The organism is Burkholderia sp. Ac-20365, from assembly GCF_017104715.1.
Classification (GTDB): Bacteria; Pseudomonadota; Gammaproteobacteria; order Burkholderiales; family Burkholderiaceae; genus Paraburkholderia.
This window is the reverse complement of sequence record NZ_JAAGPI010000062.1, coordinates 1-17,617: the sequence shown is the minus strand read 5'-3', so window position 1 is coordinate 17,617 and position 17,617 is coordinate 1. Positions and strand designations below refer to the sequence as shown.

Here is a 17,617-nt window from a genome sequence, read left to right as displayed (position 1 = left end):
CCGCTACGACTGCGCTACCGCCCGCGAACGCGGCGCAAGCGGCGACGTCATCAGCGCATCCAGCGACATCGGCCGCGCAAGGTGATAACCCTGCCCGTGCGCCGCGCCGATCGTGCGCAACAGTTCGAGCGTCGCCTGGTCCTCGATGCCCTCCGCGACTACCGTCAGTTCCAGCGACTCCGCCATCCGCACGATCGCGCGCACGATCGCGCGGCTGCGCGGGCTCTGCGTCAGTTCGAGCACAAAGGACTTATCGATCTTCAAGCCGCTGAAGCGATACTGGTGCACGTAACTCAACGAAGAAAAGCCCGTGCCGAAATCGTCGAGCACGACGCACATACCGTTGTCCGCGAGACTTTGCATCGTGTTGCGCGCCAGATCCGGCTCGGCCACGAGCGCGCCTTCCGTCAATTCGAGCGAAATGCGCGAAGGATGCACGCCATAACGCTTCAATAGTTCGAGCAGTTCGTCCGCGAACTCGGGGCGCGTGATGCTGTAGCTCGACAGATTCACTTGTACAGGCGGCCAGTCGATATGCTCCGGCTGCGCGAGAATCTCGGCCACGCGCGTGAGCATGTACATGTCCAGCCGCCCGATCAGCTTCAGCCCCTCCACTGCGGGCAGAAAACGTCCCGGCGCCCACACTTCGCCATTCGGCTGCCGCCAGCGGATCAACGCCTCCAGGGCAACCAGCTTGCCACTGTCGATATCGACAATAGGCTGAAAAAATGGCACCAGTTCGTCTTTGCGCTTGAGTGCATTGCGCAGCGCACCTTCTGTTTCGATCTGATCCGACAGCTCGCGGCGCATCTGCTGGTTGAACACGGCAAAGCTGTCGCGTCCGCGGTTTTTCACGCGATACATCGCGGCATCGGCGTCGCGCAGCAGGTCGGCGGGTTTCAGGTGATGCGCGCTGTCCGCGCTCACCACGCCGACGCTGCAAGACGTGAACACCGTCTGCTCGCCAATGTTGAACGGCGTATCGAACGCGGCAAGAATGCGTTCGGCCAGCGCCAGCACCGTTTGCAGATTTCCACCCGGCACCACCACGGCGAACTCATCGCCTCCCAGACGCGCGAGCAGATCGTCGCGCCGCAGGCATTCGCGCAGCCGCGCCGCCACTTCGACCAGCAGCGCATCGCCGAACTGATGGCCGAGACTGTCGTTGACGACCTTGAAGCGGTCGAGGTCGATGAACAGCACCGACAAGGGCTCGCCGCGCCTGCTATACCCGAGCCACGCCGCTTCGAGCCGCTCGTACAGATGCGAGCGGTTGGGCAAACCCGTCAGCGCATCGTGGTAATTCTCGTGCAACAGCCGCGCATTGGCCGCATCCAGCTCCTGCGTGCGCGCCAGCACGCGCGCTTCGAGTTCGAGATTCGCCGCGTGCTGTGCTTCCGCGACGCGCCGCCGCGACAGCGCCGTATCGATGTGGCGCGACACGAAGGTCAGCAACTCCTGATCGCGCCGGTCGTACCGCACGCTCGCCGCATAGCTCTGCACGACGAGCACGCCGCGCACCACGTTGCCGTCGAAGAGCGGCACGCCCAGCCACGAACGCAAACGGATATTCTCGGTGTCCAGCTTGATCTCGCCCGCTTCCACCAGACGCACGGCGTCGCTCGTATCGAGCAGGCAAGGCACGCGCTGGCGGATCACATATTCCGTCAGCCCGCGCTCGCCGCGACGCGGCGCGGGTATTTCGTGCTGCGTTTCGTCGATGTAATACGGAAACGACACTTCCGCCATCGCCGGATCGAACAGCGCGACATAGAAGTTCTTCGCATACAGCAGCCCGCCGACGATCGCATGCAGGCTACGGAAGAACTTGCCGATATCGACGGATTGGCTCGACAGCTCGGCGATTTCGAACAGCGCCGCCTGCAGATGCTGCGCGCGCTCGCGCTCGGCGATTTCCGCGCGCAACGTGTCGTTCAGACGCGACAGTTCGGCCGTTCGACGCGCGACCTCCGCTTCGAGGCCGACGCGGTGCAGAATCCGGTCGAGCGCCATCGCCACATGCCGCGCGACCACCAGAAATAGCGCGCGGTCTTCGGCGCTGTAGATGCGCGATGCATCGTAGACCTGCATCGTCACCATGCCGAACACTTCGTCGGACGCGTTTTTCAGCGGTGCGCCCATCCAGAACTTCGGCCGGTGGCCGACGCAGTTGAAGCGCCCCGTCGCCGCCGCTTCAATGATCCCCTTTTCGTCGATCAGCAGCGGCTGGCCCGTCGTCAGCACGTAACCCGTCAGCGACAGGTTCTCCGGGTCGACCATGTCCATGTGATTCGTATCGACGGCCTCGGTGTCGATCAGGTCGATGTAATACGGATACGTGACCGCGCCCGTCTCCCGGTCATAGAGCGCGAGGTAGAAATTCTCCGCGTCGATCAGCGTGCCGAGACGCTCGTGCATGGCCTTCATGAACTCGCCGCGTTCGCTGATCGAGCTCGCCAGATACGCGATGTCGTACAGCACGCGCTGCACGTTTTGCGCGCGCATCAGCGCATCGGCCTGCATCTGGTCGCCGATCGCTCGTGCGAGCGCGCCGAAAACGGGATCCCATGCACGCGATGCGGGCGCGAGCAGCCAGCCGAGCGAGAGGTCGCTGCGGCCCGTCGGCCATGCGCACCAGCCGCGCTCCTTGCACGTCTCGTGCAGCAACGCGGGGACGATCGTGCGCGGCCAGTCGGAACGCGTCGCGCCTTCGCCCATCAATTCGAGCTGCTGGCCGACGCGATACCACGCCCACGGAACGCGGCGCGACTCCACCGCGCGCGCCGCGTCGTCGATCGATCGCGCTCCCATCCCCCCCATCCCGTTTGCCGACAAATCGGCATTCCACATAAATCTGCCCCCGCGCCGCCGCGTGATTGTTTTGCGCCCAATACGTCGACGGGAGCCCGCACCCAGGCGCTCACTCCCCTCTCGTGCACAGCCAGTTATATCGACGTAAGCAATAGCAAACTTAATGTATCTGGCCCGCAAAAAAAATGTCTGAGCGCACGAAAACGTTTGCTTTTACATTTTGCGCATTCGGTTTTGCCCTGATTGCGACGGAACGGCACTTGCTGTTCATCTAGCGTGCGCGCCGTTCCGCACGGCGCTTCCGGATCCGTTCGAGGAGCAGACATGCAAGCAGAATCAAGGGACGCCGTGCACGCAGATGTCTTCCGGCTCGGCCCGCGCGCCTGGGTGCCGAACAATGCGCACCTTCCCGTCATCCTGTATCGCGACGTGCTGCAAGGCGACGGCGACCGGCTAGCCAGTGCATTCGAAGCGATGTTCCAGCGCAACGGCTGGCCGCCGAAATGGCGCAACGGGATCTTCGACTATCACCACTTTCATTCGTCGGCGCATGAAGTGCTCGGCATCGCCGGGGGCGCGGCGGACGTGATCGTGGGCGGCCCGGGCGGCCGCGTCGTGCATCTGGAGGCGGGTGACGCGCTCCTGCTGCCGGCAGGCACGGGACATTGCCTGGAATCGTCGAGCGGGCCGCTCAATGTGATCGGCGCCTATCCACCGGACCAGCAGTGGGATATCCGGCGCGACGCGCTGACCGACAAGGAACGCGCCGCGATGGAAGCTCTACCTTTTCCGCATAGCGACCCGGTACGCGGCAAACAGGGACCGTTGATCGACAACTGGCTGAGCGCGGCCTGAGCGTCGCGTGGTTACTGCTGCACGCCCCAGCGGCGCACGGTGACGCGCTCGAGCGTATCGAACACGAGATGCTCGACCAGCAGGCCGATCGCGATGACGGCCGCGAGGCCCGCGAACACGCGGTCGGTATAGAGTTCGTTGCGGTTCTGGAAGATGTACCACCCTAACCCGCCGTTGCCGCTGCTCGCGCCGAACACCAGTTCAGCCGCGATCAGCGTGCGCCACGCGAAGGCCCAGCCCACGCGCAGGCCCGCGAGAATGGACGGCAGCGCGGCGGGCACGAGGATCAGCACGACGTGACGCAAGCCCGTCAGCCCATAGTTGCGGCCTGCCATCCGCAACGTCGCGGGCACCGCGCGAAAACCGGAATACGTGTTGAGCGCGAGCGGCCACAGCACCGCATGCACGAGCACGAACAGCAGGCTGCCCGTGCCGAGACCGAACCACAGCAGCGCGAGCGGCAGCAACGCAATCGATGGCAACGGATTGAACATCGCGGTGAGCATCGACAGCAGATCGCGGCCGATGCGCGTCGACACCGCCAGCGAAGTCAGCACGAACGCCAGCGCGACGCCGATCAGATAACCGCGCAACAGCACCGCCATCGATACCGCCGTCTTCTGCAGCAGTTCACCCGACAGGATGCCCTGCACGAAGGCCGTGAACGTCGCGCGGAAAGTCGGCAGCAGCAGATCGTTGTTGATTGCGCGCGCGGCGATTTCCCATGCGGCGATCAGCACGATCGCAATGATCGTCTTGCTCAGCCACGACTGGTTCGCCAGACGCTGTGTAAGCGCCAGCGGCGCTTCGACGGCGAGATCGCCAACGGGCTCGAGCGGCCGCTCGTATTCGGCGCGCACGGGCGGCAACAGGTGGGAAGGCGTGCTCATCGGGCGGACTCCGTTTCTTCGAACAGCAGGCGATGAATCTGCGCGACGCGATGCTGAAAATCGCTGCGGCCAAAACTGTCCTGTGTGTATTGGTGACTGTTGAGTTCGGCGCGTACGCGTCCCGGATGTGGCGACAGCAGCAGAATCCGGTTGCCGACGATCAACGCTTCCTCGATCGAATGCGTGACGAATAGCAGCGTGAAGCGCACCTCTTCCCACAGCCGCAGCAGTTCTTCCTGCATCTTGCGGCGCGTCAGCGCGTCGAGTGCGGCAAACGGTTCGTCCATCAGCAGCACGCGCGGCTGCATCGCGAGTGCGCGCGCAATCGCGACGCGCTGCTTCATGCCGCCCGACAGCGTGTGCGGATACGCATCGGCGAACTGCGCGAGACCGACCTTGTCGAGATAGTGCAGCGCGCGCTCTTTCGCCTCGGCGCGGCTCAGCTTCTTCGCGGCACGCAACGGAAACGCGATGTTCTCCGCGACTGTCTTCCACGGCGGCAATTGATCGAACTCCTGAAACACGACGATGCGATCCGCACCCGGCGCGCGCACCGTTTCGCCATCCAGCGTGATCGTGCCCGAGGCCGGCTTGATGAATCCGCCGACGGCTTTCAGCAAGGTCGACTTTCCGCAACCCGACGGGCCGAGCAGGACGAAACGGTCGCCGCCATACACATCGAAGCTGACGTCGTGCGTGGCGCGCACCACGCGTTCGCGCGTGCGGTATTCGAGGCTCACGCGATCGACGGCGAGCAGACGGCTCGAATGGGCGGGCTCGCTTGCCTGCGTCGTGACAGATTCAGGAAAAAGCACAGAAGGATTCGCGACCATTAGCGCGCTCCTTTGAATGGGACTGCGTGGGAAATAACGCTCACGATTAAGGCACCGCTTAAGCAAAACGACAACATAAGGCGAGCCTCTGCAAAGACCAACCAATGAATGTGCATATTCAATGCGCTGTGATGCATAAGCGCCGTAAATCGCGCTATGACCGCAGTCGTGTCTTCTCGGGCGTCGTGTTTTTTCGCGGGCGTGAAATGAAAAAACCCGCTGAAATAGCGGGTTTTCGTGTGCTTCTATCTATGAAACGCTCAGCTTCCGGCAGCCGTTGCAGGATCGTCGAAGAAGTAATCCTTCCACGACTTCGGCTCGTTGCGAATTGCACCAACGCGATACATGAACTGCGCAAGCGCAAACGTGTTTTGCGGCGCGACCTTGAATTGCACCTGCGGATTGCGAATCACCGAGAGCAGCAGATTGCGGTCCGTCTTCGCCTGATTCACGCGAATGTAGATATCGGCGGCAGCTTCGGGATTTGCCGTGATGAACTGCGCGGCATCCGCCAGCCCGCTAACGAAGGCGCGATAGGTCTTCGGGTTCTCGGCGCGGAACTTCTCCGTTGCATAGAGCACGGTCGCAGAACTCGGCCCGCCCAGCACGTCGTATGAGTTCAGCACGATATGCGCTTTCGGATTACCCGCGAGCTCCTGTTCCTGGAACGGCGGATTGCCGAAATGCCCCGTGATTTCCGTGCCGCCCGCAATGATCGCGGCGGCTGCATCGGGATGCGGCACGGCCTGCGTGAGCTTGTCGAGACGGTTGTATTCCTTGTCACCCCAGCGCTTCGCCGATGCAAACTGCAACACGCGCGACTGCACCGACACGCCGACAGCCGGCAACGCAATGCGATCCTTGTCGGTGAAATCGGCGATCGTCTTCACGTTCGGGTTATTCGACACGAGGTAATACGGCAGATTGCCGAGCGACGCGACGCCCTTCACATTCTGCTTGCCGTGCGTGCGATCCCAGATCGTGAGCAAAGGACCGACACCCGCGCCCGCGACATCGACGGAACCCGACAGCAGCGCGTCGTTTACCGCCGAGCCGCCCGACAGCTTCACCCAGTCGACCTTGATATCGAGCCCTTCCTTGCGCCCTTCTTTCTCGATGAACTGCTGGTCGCGCGCAACGTTCAGCAGCAGATAGACAATGCCGAACTGTTCGGCGACACGAATATGACCTTCGGCGCGTGCATCGAGCGATACACCCAGACTGGCCGCACCGAGCGATACGGCAAGCACGGTCGAAACAAAACGGCGAGCGAAAGACGGCCGCGCCGCGGCCGGGCGAAATGAAAACGGCATCGGAACTCCGATAGTCGGAAAACGGAAAGGGAAGCTGTGCGCGGCCTAGAACGGCGCGTCGCCTTCGATCGTCGTGCGATACAGCTTGCGGCGCAGATGATCGGGCGTGCCCGCGGCGAGATGCATCAGCGAGCGGTTGTCCCAGAACACGAGATCGTGTTCCGCCCACTGATGACGATAGATATGTTCGTCGCGCACGCTATGCGCGAACAGTGCTTCGAGCAGTTCGCGGCTTTCGTCTTCGGGCAAGCCGACGATATGCGTCGTGAAGTGCTCGCTGACGAACAGCGCCTTGCGGCCCGTTTCCGGATGCGTGCGCACGATGGGATGCACGACGGGCTTCACTTCCGCGATCTGTTGCGCCGACAGGTTCGGCCGCCACGGGCTGCGCTTTTGCAGTTCCGCATATTTCGCGAGGTACGTGTGCTCTGCGCTGCGGCCTTCAACAGCCTTGCGCAAATGCCCGGGCAACGTGTCCCACGCCAGATGCATGTTCGCGAACAGCGTGTCGCCGCCTTCCGACGGCAGTTCCTGCGCGTGCAGCAACGAGCCGAGGCTCGGTTTTTCCTTGTACGACAGGTCCGAATGCCAGAAGTGGCCGGCGTCGCCGAGTCCGATCGGCTGACCGTTCTCGCGGATGTTCGACACGATCAGCACTTCGGGATGACCGGGCAACTGGAACTGATGCAGCACGTGAATCTGCAGCGGCCCGAAGCGACGGCTGAACTCGATGTGCTGCGCCGGCGTGATCCGCTGATCGCGAAACACGAGCACGTGGTGATCGAGATGCGCGCGGTGAATGCGCGCGAAATCTTCGGCAGAAAGCGGCTCGTTCAGATCGAGGCCCAGCACTTCGGCGCCGACGGGCGCATCGAACGGAACGATTTCGAGCGACGGGCGCACGCCCGCCGGTTGCACGCGCGGCGTGGCGTGGGGATTGGACGAAACAGTAGTGGTCACGCTGAATGTTCTTTGTAGGGTTGCAACGATGGGAACAATCTTCGACCCGCGTGCCGGATGCGTCAACGAAGCAAATCCCATACTTATATCTGCTTTAACGATAAACGGTCGGCTAGCCTGGAAAGGCGTTATTTTGACCACGCGCAATGCCGGGCGCGCGTGCGGCATCGGGTGGAATCCTTGCGCCGCGCGGCTTCCGGCGGCATCGCTCGCTAGCGCACAGACATGCGCTGACGTGCATGACAAGTTCGGGCTAACATCGGGTCTCGGCCTTCGCCGGCTCCAGGTCTCGCGCCAGTGACATGACAAAGGACTTCATCCAATCGATTGCCGTGCTGGCCGCCTTCGGAGCGGCACTCTGCTGCGCACCCGCGCACGCCTTCGCGCTCGAACTCGACGAGCAGCTGGTCTGCAAGACCGACGCGCACACCTTCATCCAGCCGCTGCTCGACGATCAATACATCGACCCGAATCCGATGCGCGTCGAGTCCAATTCAGTCAACGCATTCCGCCCGAAGCGCGGCCGCGATCTGACGGCGTTCGGCTTTCATGTCTACGCGGTGCTCGGCTATCAGCGCGACGACGCGATCTTCCGGCAAGGCAGCGGCAAAGCGGAGTCCGATTCGATCTACGGTGTGGTGGTATCCGGCCCGTCCGACTCCGTGCGCGTGCGGGTGCAACAGGCCGGCAGCGAAGCGCTCGTCAAGCAGGTGCTGCCTTTCGTGCTGACGGCTATCGTGTGCGGCGCCGGCTGAGACTGTTGTAATTCCCCAAATGGTGCACGCTGCCATCAAACAGAAATCCCCCTCCAGCTAATCTCATCCACGCAATTCATGCGTAGCGGGTTGATCGCGCGCCGCTTCATGGCGACCTTTCCGGCGATTGTTTCGATTTGATGAATCATTCCTGCGGTGTGACGCAAGAGTCTGCTGCAGCAACACGGCGTTAAATCGAACCCCGCGTTTTCCTATACTCGCCAGGCTGTTTTTTCACTCACTGTCTGGACTAGCTGGAGCTTAACCATGAAAAGAATCCCCGCCGCCGTTGCGGTGCTCGGCGCACTGGCAGCAACGGGCGCGCACGCGCAAAGCTCGGTCACGCTGTACGGCATCATCGACGCGGGCCTCATGTACACCAACAACGTGCAAAAGGGCGGCACGAGCGGCGCACTGTGGCAGGCGACGAGCGGCACCATCAACGGCAGCCGCTTCGGCCTGCGCGGCGCGGAAGATCTGGGCGGCGGCTACAAGGCGATCTTCGTGCTCGAAAACGGCTTCAACGTGCAGAACGGCACGCTCGGCCAGCACAGCCGTCTGTTCGGCCGTCAGGCGTATGTGGGTCTCGCCAGCAGCAACTTCGGCCAGATCACGCTGGGCCGCCAGTACGATTCGCTGGTCGACTTCGTCGCGCCGCTGTCGGGCACGGCAGGCACGTTCGGCGATACAGGCTTTGCTCACCCGTTCGACAACGACAACCTGAATCACTCGGTGCGGATGAGCAACGCGGTCAAGTACACGAGCAACAACTACGCGGGCTTCAAGTTCGGCGCGTTGTACGCGTTCTCGAACAGCACCGACTTCGCGATCAACCGCGCGTACAGCGCGGGCGCGAGCTATCAGTGGGGTCCGTTGAACTTCGCGGCCGGCTATTTGCAGATCAACGGCTCGAACAGCACGACAAACACGGGCGGCGCAGTGGATACGGCTGAATCGGCGGCCAATGGCGTGGGCGGTTTCCAGGTCGGCGCGGGTGTCGAGCGCGTGTTCGGCGCGGGCCTGAACTACGCGTTCGGTCCCGCCGTGGTCGGCTTCGTGTACACGAACAGCCACTATCAGCAGTCGGCGGCGTTCGGCATGACCAACGGTTCGATGCACTTCGACAACTACGAACTGAACGCCAAATACGCGCTCACGCCCGCCATTTCGCTCGGCATCACCGATACGTATACGGACGGCCACATCAGCGGCTCGCCGACGTTCGGTTCCGATCCGAAGTTCAACCAGGTCAACGCGCAGGCTGTCTACTCGTTCTCGAAGCGCACGGACGTGTATGCCGAAGCGATGTATCAGCACGCGATCGGGCACCACTACGTGGCATTCATCAATACATCGGGCGGTGCGTCGACGACGGCCAACCAGGTCGTCGCAACGATCGGCATGCGCCACCGCTTCTAAGGCGGGCTCGCTTCAACGACTCCGAACATTGCGTCCTGAAGGCCGCCGCATGCGATGCGGCGGCTTTTTTTGTTTTGCTGCGCAAGAACGCTGCGAGACCTTTCTGCCAGACGTAAGGCAGCCTTCCAGAACAGGCCGTTTTTCTCTCCGTAAGCGATCCGTAGACTTGTTTCTGCCGGCTCACGCAACACCGCCGGCATCCCCGGATTGCCATTGGAGAACGTCTTGAAGTCCACCGTTACCGCCGCCGTCGCCATGTTGACCGCGGCTTTGCTCGCCGCCGCGCCGTCGATCTCGCACGCGCAGGAATCCAGCACGCGCCTCACGCGTGCGCAGGTTCGCCAGGAACTCACCGATCTCGCGTCGGTTGGCTACCAGGCTGGAGGCGGCGAAGATCCCACTTACCCGTCGAAAGTGCAGGACGCGATGCAGCGGCTCGCTGCGAAGCGCGCGGCCGAATCCGCCTATGGCGCGGGTGTGTCCGGCTCGTCGCAGACGGGTGCCGCGCGTCCCGCCGCGCAATGAGATATCGATTCGCGAAGGCCGCGTGCACGCGCGGCATTTTGCGAATCGTTCGCACGCCGATCGCGCGCTTATTTTTTGTCGATCCCGCCACGTAGCGAGAATTTTCATTCGCGCGACCATGTGACGGCATCGCTTTTCCACCTGAACACTCGCCGCGAATCCCGCTTAAATCACATCCTTCCTCGCGCAACCTCGCGCATCTCCTCGCTTTCGTTTAGCGCTTAACCACACGGTGGCAAGCGGCGTTGACTCCAAAACAACGATTAGACCGCGATCTCAGTCCCGCTTTGTGCATCGCACCATGATTTTGACTATAGTGGTGGGTGGACATGTCTTTCGCGCTCGCGAAAGCGCTAATTATTGACGGATAGTCCGCCCCGAGGCGGACACCAGCCCGCCGCGGCCCACAAGGCGCGCGGTTGCTCAGGCGAGGAGAAATCACGATGTTCGATGCCGAAATCGCCGCAAAACTGTTGAACCGCTGGACGGTCAGGCCCCCTGCTGCGCAGTGCGAAAGCTATCTGGACCTGCTGCGTGAAGGGAATCTCCGCTTCACCCACCAACGCGGGAGCGTCACGCCAGGCGGCGTCACGACAGAGAGTCTGTTCGATCTGGAATCGCTCGTATTCGTCGACGGCTCGCGCGCGTTGCGACTGAGAACGCCTGGCGCCGCGCCCGGCTGGACGCAATGGGCCGCGTTCGAGCCGCCTTCGCGCGGCACGCCCAACCCGGAAGCGCCATTCGCCGACGAATCGTTCTCGCTCGAAGCGCCCGAGCAATGATTCGCCCCGTTACTGCTGCGCGTTGATTCCCTCGATGAGCGCCATCGCGGCGGCGGGATTGTGCGCCTTGTGCCCGCTGATGACGAACAGGTACACGTCGCGCTCTTTTTTCGGCGCGGCGCGCCCATACGTGTCGAGATCGTCGGGCGCACCGCCTGAGGCCCACGTCTGCGCGCGCTCGATCCATTTATCGAGCGACTTCTTCGCATACCCGCGCGCATGCTTTTCTTCCGTGCCCATGATGCGCGCGTAGACGAATGGCGCCGTCGGGTCGGCAATCTGCGGATATTTCGAATCGCCCGCCACGACGATCGCCACGCCGTACTTGCGCGCGAGCGCAACGAATGCCTCGTCGCAGAAGCTCTCGTGGCGCACTTCGACGGCATGGCGCAACGCACGGCCATCGACCTTTGCAGGCAGTAATTCGAGGAAGCTGCCGAAGTCGTCGGCATCGAACTGTTTGGTTGTGGGGAACTGCCAGTTGATCGGGCCAAGCTTGTTCTTCAGTTCGAGCACGCCGCTCGCGACAAAGCGGTCGACGGAGTCACGCGCTTCCGCGAGCACGCGCCGATGCGTTGCGAAACGCGGTGCCTTCAGCGCGAATACGAAATCGTCGGGCGTCTCGTCGTGCCACTTCGCGAATGTCGCGGGCTTTTGCGAGCCGTAGAACGTGCCGTTGATCTCGATGGCCGTCAGTTGCCGGCTTGCATATTCGAGTTCGCGCTTCTGCGCGAGCCCTTCCGGATAAAACACGCCGCGCCACGGTTCGAATGTCCAGCCGCCAATGCCGACACGAATGCGCGGGGCCTTCGCCGTCTTTTTTCGAGTAGTCATTTTTCACGCCTTGGCGCACGCCGCGCGAGAGCAATGATGCACAGAATAGACGATGCGAACCGCCATTTGCGAACGGCACATCGTCGCATCACGCCAATCGAAGACAAAGCAAGCAAGGCACGGCGCGCGACGTGCCTTGCTGCATGCGCAAAGCAGGATCAGAACACTGCGCGCACGACCCCGCCGTCCGCGCGCAACGCAGCGCCATTGGTCGCCGACGACAATTCCGAGCACACGTACACAACCATGTTCGCGATCTCTTCGGGCGTCGTGAAGCGCTTGAGAATCGAACTGGGCCGCGCCTGTTCGAAGAACTGCTTCTCGAATGATTCGAAGCTTTGACCGCCCGAGAGCTTTTCGACGAATTCCTCGACGCCATCCGAGCTGGTCGGCCCAGGCAGCACCGAATTGACGGTCACGGCCGTTCCCGTGCAGGTTTCCGCGAGACCGCGTGCGAGCGCGAGCTGCGCCGTCTTGGTCAGGCCATAGTGGATCATCTCGGTCGGAATCTGGATGCCGCTTTCGCTGCTGATGAACACCACGCGGCCCCAGTTCTGCTGCTTCATCCCAGGCAGATATGCGCGCGATAGCTGCACGCCCGACATCACGTTCACATTGAAGAAGCGCAGCCACTCTTCATTGGATATCTCTTCGAACGGCTTCGGATCGAAGATGCCCATGTTGTTGACGAGAATATCGACCTGCGGAAAACGCTCGACAAGCTTCGCCACCTGCGCGGCATCGGACACATCGCCAGCAAAACCTTGCACGTTCGCATCCGGCACTTGCGCGCGCAGCGTTTCGATTGCCTTGTCGACCGATTGCTGCGAGCGGCCGTTGACGATCACATTGACGCCTTCGCGCGCGAGCCCGACAGCGATCGCGTGACCAATGCCTTTGGTCGAGCCCGATACGAGCGCCAGTTTGTTGCTGATCTTGAGATCCATCTGGGTTCCTTTTTAAAGCATGCAATAGACGGATGGCGACGGGACACGCTTGGCGCACAATGTCCCGCATCGCGAGTTGCATTCGCGAGTGTAGAACTGGCGCGAAAATCATGCAGTCGGCAGGTCGCGTGCAGCTTCTGCAAAGTCAGCATCCCGCCCGATTGCGAGCAGGATCTGGCAAACGGTACTAGCATGCCGTTCACATTCGCCGGACATACGCGAGAGCCCGACTCATGCAAAATGCCTGGCCACCGGCGCAATGCCCAAATAACGAGTTATCCACGCATCGAGGATACGAAGAGACGCTCATGAAAACACGAACTCAACTCGCCGCGCTGCTCACGCTTGCCTGTCCCGCTGCATTCGCGCAAAACAGCGTGACGCTCTATGGCCGCATCGACGGCGGCGTCCAGTACCTCAACCACATCGCCACGCCGTCGGGCGGCAGCACGTCCAGCTGGACTGCAGAAGGCGGCGACTGGGGCACCAGCATGCTCGGCTTCAAGGGATCGGAAGATCTGGGTGGCGGAATGTCGTCAGTATTCGATCTGGAAACCGGGCTGCAGATCATGAACGGCACGACGAGCGGCGGCCGGCTGTTCTCGCGCCGCGCGTACGCGGGACTCGCCGATAAACGCTACGGCCAGATTCAGGCGGGCCGCAATCTGTTCATCGACAGCGACGGCGTGTGGGAATTCGATCCGTTCGTGCAGCAGGCATTTGCATCGGCATCGCTGGTGCGTGGCCGCAACTGGCAACAGACGAGCAACAACATCGAGTATCACAGCCCTGTCTTTCATGGCTTCGATGTGCAAGGGCAATATGCGTTCGGCAATCAGGCGGAGGGATTCAACCGTGGCGCGCCGGGCGAATTCGGCCGCTCCGACGGCATCATGCTGACGTATCACTCGCAACTGTTCGATGTGCGCGGCATCTACGACGAACTGCGCGATGTAAATGGCCGCATGACCAACGTCTTTACGAGTTCGCGTGAGTACTTCGTCGGCGCGAACGTGCGTGTGTCGAAAGTGAAGATCCAGGGCGCCTATACGCACTTCTCCGCGCCCGATACGCCCGCGGGTCTCGCCGATAGCGCCGACTATTACTGGCTCGGCGCAACATGGGAAGCCACGCATCAGTTCGCGGTGACAGCGGCGGCCTTTTACGTGCACCTGAGCGACGGCGCAGGCGACGCGACTCACGACCCCGCAGGGCACGCGACCATGCTGGTCCTGGGCTCCACCTACAACCTGAGCCAGCGCACCTTTCTGTACGGCACGGTCGCGTACATGCGCAACAGCAGCCACTCGAATTTCTCGCTGCTAGCGACCTCGCGCGATGCGACGGGCAGCGCCAACACCAACCCGTTGCCGGGCGAATCCCAAACAGGCGCCTATGTCGGCGTGATGCATGTGTTCTGAGTGCGGGCGTCCATTCATCTGATCAATAGACATTCCACTCTGTTATCGCCGTCATTCGGTAGCCGAAATACGCGCCGCTGTCACGCGATTCGAGTAGTACTTCGATATGCGGCGCTTGACCACGTGCGCCGCAGTCCCCACTTGCTTACCATTGACTTGCACACTGATTCAACCTGAGACGGAAGCCAGAGATCAAATCGCGCAAACAACGCGCACACCGCATCTCTCCAGGTCGATTTCGATCGCAGCAATCGCGCTCCTGCCGCTGACGGGCATGCTTCCGGCCCACGTTCAGTTTTACTCCGGCAATGAGAACCGTGTCATGCACGACGCAAGCATCGTCATGCGCGACACGTCAGCGAACGCTGCCGCAGCGATTTCAACCTTGACGGAGGTGTTATGAAAAGCCCCATCTATGAAGAGCGTCTTGAACTGCTTGGTCTGATTGCGAGCGAGACGCTCGGCATCGAGGATCTGAGCGAGCACCCGGGCGTACTCGCCGCACTGGAAGCAGCCTACGATGCCGGGCTGTGGGTCGGCCATAGTGTGGGCCGGGGTGAGGAAGTCTGCGTCGGGTGAGATGCGCAGCGGGGCGTTTCGCGCGCTTCATCCGTGCCTTCTGAAACACGGATGAAGCGGCAACACGAATTTACGCGGCCTTTGCGCTAGGCGCAGCGTGTTCCTGCTTCGCCGGCGGCGCAACGTCCTTCTGCTGCGCAATCTGCTCGCGCAGTTTGATCAGCGCCAGAACGGTATCGATAGTCGGCGTCTCGTGTCCGACGAGCCGCCCCATTTCCTGCACGACGGTCAGCAACGGATCGATTTCCATCGGACGTCCCGCTTCGAGATCCTGCAGCATCGAGGTCTTGTGCGCGCCCACCGCGCCCGCGCCATCGATGCGTCTTTCAACGTCCACCCGGAAATGCACGCCAAAGCGATCGGCCACCGACTTCGCTTCGAGCATCATCGTCTTCGCGACGGCGCGCGTGCCGACGTGACTCGTGATGACGTCGAGCGTCGCGTGCGTCAGTGCGCTGATCGGGTTGAAGCACAGATTGCCCCACAATTTCAGCCAGATTTCATCGCGGATGTTGTCGCGAATGGGCGCTTCGAGTCCGGCTTTCGTCATGATGTCGGAGAAGGCTTCGACACGCGCCGAACGCGTGCCGTCCGGCTCGCCGATCGGAAACTTCTTGCCGTACACGTGTTTGATCACGCCCGGCTCGACGATCTCCGCAGCGGGATAGACGACACAGCCGATCGCACGTTCCGGCCCGAGCTTCTTCCACTGCGTGCCACCGGGGTCGATGCTTTCGAGCGTCGAGTTCGCGAATTCGCCGCCATGCTTGTAGAAGTACCAGTACGGAATGCCATTCACTGCCGTGACGATCGCCGTTTCCGGTCCGAGCAACGGCTGCATCGCATCGACGACGCCTGGCACCGAGTGCGCTTTCAACGCGATGATCACGTAGTCCTGCGGCCCCAGCTCGCGCGGGTCCGACGAACAGCGCACATTGACGAGACGCTCGGTATCGTCGATCAACAGACGCACGCCGTTGCGCTGCATCGCGGCCAGATGCGGGCCGCGCGCGACGAAACTGACATCGGCGCCTGCGTGCGCCAGTTGCGCGCCGACATAGGCGCCAATTGCGCCGGCTCCATAAACACAGATCTTCATCTATCTGCTCCCATTCCAAGAAGTGATCAGTGAGATCGAGCCGGGCGTCTCGCGACGCGGTGCGCGATCGTCATCGTCGATACATGGTCGACTCATTGGCGACGGCGCTTCCGGCTCTCATTCGCATACTCAGTGCGTGTTCAGCGTGTCTGGTCGGTCAGTGTTCTTCATGCGGCCGGCTCGAGCTGCCGCGCGACGGCGAGCTGGTTCGGCAGCGCGCCAATGCCGTCGATCGACACGACGACGGTCGCCCCATCCTTGATCGAGCCGACGCCAACCGATGTTCCGCACGCGATCACGTCGCCGGGCATTAGCGTCATGTCGTGCGAGATCATGCTGACCTGTTCGGCCGGCGTGAAGATCATGTCGGAGAGCGGATAGTTTTGCCGCTCGACTTCATCGAGGCGCGTGACGACACTCGCGTTGCGCCAGTCGAAATCCTGCTGGATCACGGGGCCGATGCAGCTGAACGTATCGAAGCCTTTTGAGCGGCACCATTGCGCGAAATTCGGGTCTTCGTTGAGCAGATCGACGGCGGTGACATCGTTGATGCAGGTGTAGCCGAAGATGTAGTCGTCCGCTTCTTCGGGCGACACGTTCGTGCAGCGCTTGCCGATCACGATGCCGAGTTCGCCTTCGTACGCAATCTTGCCGCTATAACTTTTGGGGCGGCGAATGGGCGCGCCGGGACCGATCACGGACATCGGCGGCTTGATCAGAAAGAGCGGATGCGACGGCGCGGCCTTGCCGAGCTTTTGCGACAGCGCGTGAAAGTTGTTCCAGAGCGCGACGACCTTGGTCGGCAGGCAGGGGCTCAGCAATTCGACGTCGTCATGTTTCCATTGCTTGCCGCTCGGCGTGGCTTCGCCGAACATGTCGCCTTCGTATTCGGCGATGCTGCCGTTATCGAGCACGCCGAAACCGATATGACCATGCGGCTGCCGAAAGCGTATCCACGATGTCATCGAACCTGTCTCCACAAATTTTTTATCGACCGACACGGTGAATACGCCCGCGTCACGAGTTTGAATCTTCGAATCTTCCGATCTTCAGATCGCGCCGGCAGTCCTCAGCGCTTCGACCTGTTCACGCGAATAGCCGAGTTCGGCCATCACTTCATCCGTGTGTTCGCCGAGCAGCGGCGAGCGCGTGACATCCGTCGGGCTGTCCGACAGCTTGATCGGGTTGCCCACCGTCAGATACTTGCCGCGCACCGGGTGATCGACCTCGACGATCGTGCCGGTTTTACGCAGCGATTCGTCCTGCGCGATTTCCTGCATCGACAGGATCGGGCCGCACGGAATGTCGTACTTGTTGAGGATTTCCATCGCCTCGAACTTGGTCTTCGTCATCGTCCAGCGTTCGATCTCCGCGAAGATTTCCTTCAGACGCGGCAGACGTGCGGTCGGCGTGGCGTACTCCGGATCCGTCGCCCACTCTTCCTTGCCGATCACGTTGCAGATCTTGACCCACACGGGTGCCTGCGTGATGAAGTAGATGTACGCGTTCGGATCGTGCTCCCAGCCCTTGCACTTGAGGATCCAGCCAGGCTGACCGCCACCCGATGCATTGCCCGCGCGCGGCACCGCTTCAC

At 61.9% G+C, this 17,617-nt stretch carries 18 protein-coding genes; 7 read left to right on the top strand and 11 right to left on the bottom strand.

The genetic code is table 11. From position 1 onward, the window contains the following. Positions 1-3 precede the first annotated feature (3 nt). The gene (locus tag G3O01_RS42665) at positions 4-2,850 is read right to left on the bottom strand and encodes an EAL domain-containing protein (protein ID WP_205813500.1); all 2,847 of its coding nucleotides are present in this window, start codon (positions 2,848-2,850) and stop codon (positions 4-6) included. Positions 2,851-3,135: 285 nt separating this feature from the next. Between G3O01_RS42665 and G3O01_RS42660 the strand changes: the two genes are divergently transcribed. Then, entirely contained in the window at positions 3,136-3,666 is a 531-nt protein-coding gene (locus G3O01_RS42660) for a cupin domain-containing protein (protein ID WP_205813499.1), read from the top strand. Positions 3,667-3,677: 11 nt separating this feature from the next. On the opposite strand, the gene G3O01_RS42655 is transcribed toward G3O01_RS42660, so the two are convergent. The 4 genes from G3O01_RS42655 to G3O01_RS42640 form a co-directional block, all read right to left on the bottom strand. Continuing rightward, positions 3,678-4,556, bottom strand: coding sequence for an ABC transporter permease (locus G3O01_RS42655; protein WP_205813498.1), 879 nt, complete (start codon positions 4,554-4,556; stop codon positions 3,678-3,680). Continuing rightward, positions 4,553-5,389 (bottom strand): ABC transporter ATP-binding protein, encoded by an 837-nt coding sequence (locus tag G3O01_RS42650; protein WP_205813497.1) that lies wholly within the window; start codon positions 5,387-5,389, stop codon positions 4,553-4,555. The genes G3O01_RS42655 and G3O01_RS42650 overlap by 4 nt, the downstream gene beginning before the upstream one ends. Positions 5,390-5,649: 260 nt before the next feature. Beyond that, positions 5,650-6,702 carry an ABC transporter substrate-binding protein gene (locus G3O01_RS42645; protein ID WP_205813496.1) on the bottom strand — a complete coding sequence of 351 codons (1,053 nt, stop codon included), beginning with the start codon at positions 6,700-6,702 and terminating at the stop codon, positions 5,650-5,652. Between the two features lie 45 nt (positions 6,703-6,747). Further along, positions 6,748-7,620 carry a TauD/TfdA family dioxygenase gene (locus G3O01_RS42640; RefSeq protein WP_205813520.1) on the bottom strand — a complete coding sequence of 291 codons (873 nt, stop codon included), beginning with the start codon at positions 7,618-7,620 and terminating at the stop codon, positions 6,748-6,750. Between the two features lie 344 nt (positions 7,621-7,964). Between G3O01_RS42640 and G3O01_RS42635 the strand changes: the two genes are divergently transcribed. Together G3O01_RS42635 and G3O01_RS42630 are read left to right on the top strand one after the other, a co-directional pair. Then, positions 7,965-8,417 carry a hypothetical protein gene (locus tag G3O01_RS42635; RefSeq protein WP_205813495.1) on the top strand — a complete coding sequence of 151 codons (453 nt, stop codon included), beginning with the start codon at positions 7,965-7,967 and terminating at the stop codon, positions 8,415-8,417. Between the two features lie 267 nt (positions 8,418-8,684). After that, positions 8,685-9,836 carry a porin gene (locus G3O01_RS42630; RefSeq protein WP_205813494.1) on the top strand — a complete coding sequence of 384 codons (1,152 nt, stop codon included), beginning with the start codon at positions 8,685-8,687 and terminating at the stop codon, positions 9,834-9,836. Here G3O01_RS42630 and G3O01_RS42625 read toward each other — a convergent pair. Then, the gene (locus tag G3O01_RS42625) at positions 9,833-10,072 is read right to left on the bottom strand and encodes a hypothetical protein (protein WP_205813493.1); all 240 of its coding nucleotides are present in this window, start codon (positions 10,070-10,072) and stop codon (positions 9,833-9,835) included. The genes G3O01_RS42630 and G3O01_RS42625 overlap by 4 nt on opposite strands. A gap of 19 nt (positions 10,073-10,091) precedes the next feature. On the opposite strand from G3O01_RS42625, the gene G3O01_RS42620 reads away from it, so the two are divergent. After that, positions 10,092-10,361 carry a DUF4148 domain-containing protein gene (locus tag G3O01_RS42620; protein WP_241024733.1) on the top strand — a complete coding sequence of 90 codons (270 nt, stop codon included), beginning with the start codon at positions 10,092-10,094 and terminating at the stop codon, positions 10,359-10,361. A gap of 443 nt (positions 10,362-10,804) precedes the next feature. Further along, complete coding sequence (locus G3O01_RS42615) at positions 10,805-11,143, top strand: hypothetical protein (RefSeq protein WP_205813491.1); 339 nt, start codon at positions 10,805-10,807, stop codon at positions 11,141-11,143. Positions 11,144-11,152: 9 nt separating this feature from the next. On the opposite strand, the gene G3O01_RS42610 is transcribed toward G3O01_RS42615, so the two are convergent. Both G3O01_RS42610 and G3O01_RS42605 read right to left on the bottom strand, forming a co-directional pair. Beyond that, the gene (locus tag G3O01_RS42610; protein WP_205813490.1) at positions 11,153-11,977 is read right to left on the bottom strand and encodes a DUF72 domain-containing protein; all 825 of its coding nucleotides are present in this window, start codon (positions 11,975-11,977) and stop codon (positions 11,153-11,155) included. A 158-nt stretch (positions 11,978-12,135) separates the two neighbouring features. Beyond that, positions 12,136-12,924: an SDR family oxidoreductase gene (locus G3O01_RS42605; RefSeq protein WP_205813489.1), complete on the bottom strand. Its 789-nt coding sequence runs from the start codon at positions 12,922-12,924 to the stop codon at positions 12,136-12,138. Between the two features lie 308 nt (positions 12,925-13,232). Between G3O01_RS42605 and G3O01_RS42600 the strand changes: the two genes are divergently transcribed. After that, positions 13,233-14,345: a porin gene (locus G3O01_RS42600; RefSeq protein ID WP_205813488.1), complete on the top strand. Its 1,113-nt coding sequence runs from the start codon at positions 13,233-13,235 to the stop codon at positions 14,343-14,345. Positions 14,346-14,744: 399 nt separating this feature from the next. Beyond that, complete coding sequence (locus G3O01_RS42595) at positions 14,745-14,924, top strand: hypothetical protein (RefSeq protein WP_205813487.1); 180 nt, start codon at positions 14,745-14,747, stop codon at positions 14,922-14,924. A 70-nt stretch (positions 14,925-14,994) separates the two neighbouring features. Here G3O01_RS42595 and G3O01_RS42590 read toward each other — a convergent pair whose 3' ends face one another. From G3O01_RS42590 to G3O01_RS42580, 3 genes are all read right to left on the bottom strand, one after another. Continuing rightward, positions 14,995-16,023 (bottom strand): 2-dehydropantoate 2-reductase, encoded by a 1,029-nt coding sequence (locus G3O01_RS42590; RefSeq protein WP_205813486.1) that lies wholly within the window; start codon positions 16,021-16,023, stop codon positions 14,995-14,997. Between the two features lie 167 nt (positions 16,024-16,190). Continuing rightward, a complete protein-coding gene (locus G3O01_RS42585; protein WP_205813485.1) occupies positions 16,191-16,988 on the bottom strand; it encodes a fumarylacetoacetate hydrolase family protein in 798 nt (265 codons plus the stop codon). An 84-nt stretch (positions 16,989-17,072) separates the two neighbouring features. Beyond that, positions 17,073-17,617: CoA transferase (locus G3O01_RS42580; protein ID WP_205813484.1), on the bottom strand; the 545-nt coding region annotated here is incomplete at its 5' end.

Excerpts from the sequence above, each read along its gene's own strand:
- G3O01_RS42630 (WP_205813494.1), top strand. The coding sequence starts at position 8,685 with ATGAAAAGAATCCCCGCCGCCGTTGCGGTGCTCGGCGCACTGGCAGCA.
- G3O01_RS42650 (WP_205813497.1), bottom strand. The coding sequence starts at position 5,389 with ATGGTCGCGAATCCTTCTGTGCTTTTTCCTGAATCTGTCACGACGCAG.
- G3O01_RS42615 (WP_205813491.1), top strand. The coding sequence starts at position 10,805 with ATGTTCGATGCCGAAATCGCCGCAAAACTGTTGAACCGCTGGACGGTC.
- G3O01_RS42585 (WP_205813485.1), bottom strand. The coding sequence starts at position 16,988 with ATGACATCGTGGATACGCTTTCGGCAGCCGCATGGTCATATCGGTTTC.
- G3O01_RS42595 (WP_205813487.1), top strand. The coding sequence starts at position 14,745 with ATGAAAAGCCCCATCTATGAAGAGCGTCTTGAACTGCTTGGTCTGATT.
- G3O01_RS42620 (WP_241024733.1), top strand. The coding sequence starts at position 10,092 with ATGTTGACCGCGGCTTTGCTCGCCGCCGCGCCGTCGATCTCGCACGCG.
- G3O01_RS42605 (WP_205813489.1), bottom strand. The coding sequence starts at position 12,924 with ATGGATCTCAAGATCAGCAACAAACTGGCGCTCGTATCGGGCTCGACC.
- G3O01_RS42645 (WP_205813496.1), bottom strand. The coding sequence starts at position 6,702 with ATGCCGTTTTCATTTCGCCCGGCCGCGGCGCGGCCGTCTTTCGCTCGC.
- G3O01_RS42665 (WP_205813500.1), bottom strand. The coding sequence starts at position 2,850 with ATGTGGAATGCCGATTTGTCGGCAAACGGGATGGGGGGGATGGGAGCG.
- G3O01_RS42590 (WP_205813486.1), bottom strand. The coding sequence starts at position 16,023 with ATGAAGATCTGTGTTTATGGAGCCGGCGCAATTGGCGCCTATGTCGGC.
- G3O01_RS42655 (WP_205813498.1), bottom strand. The coding sequence starts at position 4,556 with ATGAGCACGCCTTCCCACCTGTTGCCGCCCGTGCGCGCCGAATACGAG.
- G3O01_RS42635 (WP_205813495.1), top strand. The coding sequence starts at position 7,965 with ATGACAAAGGACTTCATCCAATCGATTGCCGTGCTGGCCGCCTTCGGA.
- G3O01_RS42600 (WP_205813488.1), top strand. The coding sequence starts at position 13,233 with ATGAAAACACGAACTCAACTCGCCGCGCTGCTCACGCTTGCCTGTCCC.
- G3O01_RS42660 (WP_205813499.1), top strand. The coding sequence starts at position 3,136 with ATGCAAGCAGAATCAAGGGACGCCGTGCACGCAGATGTCTTCCGGCTC.
- G3O01_RS42610 (WP_205813490.1), bottom strand. The coding sequence starts at position 11,977 with ATGACTACTCGAAAAAAGACGGCGAAGGCCCCGCGCATTCGTGTCGGC.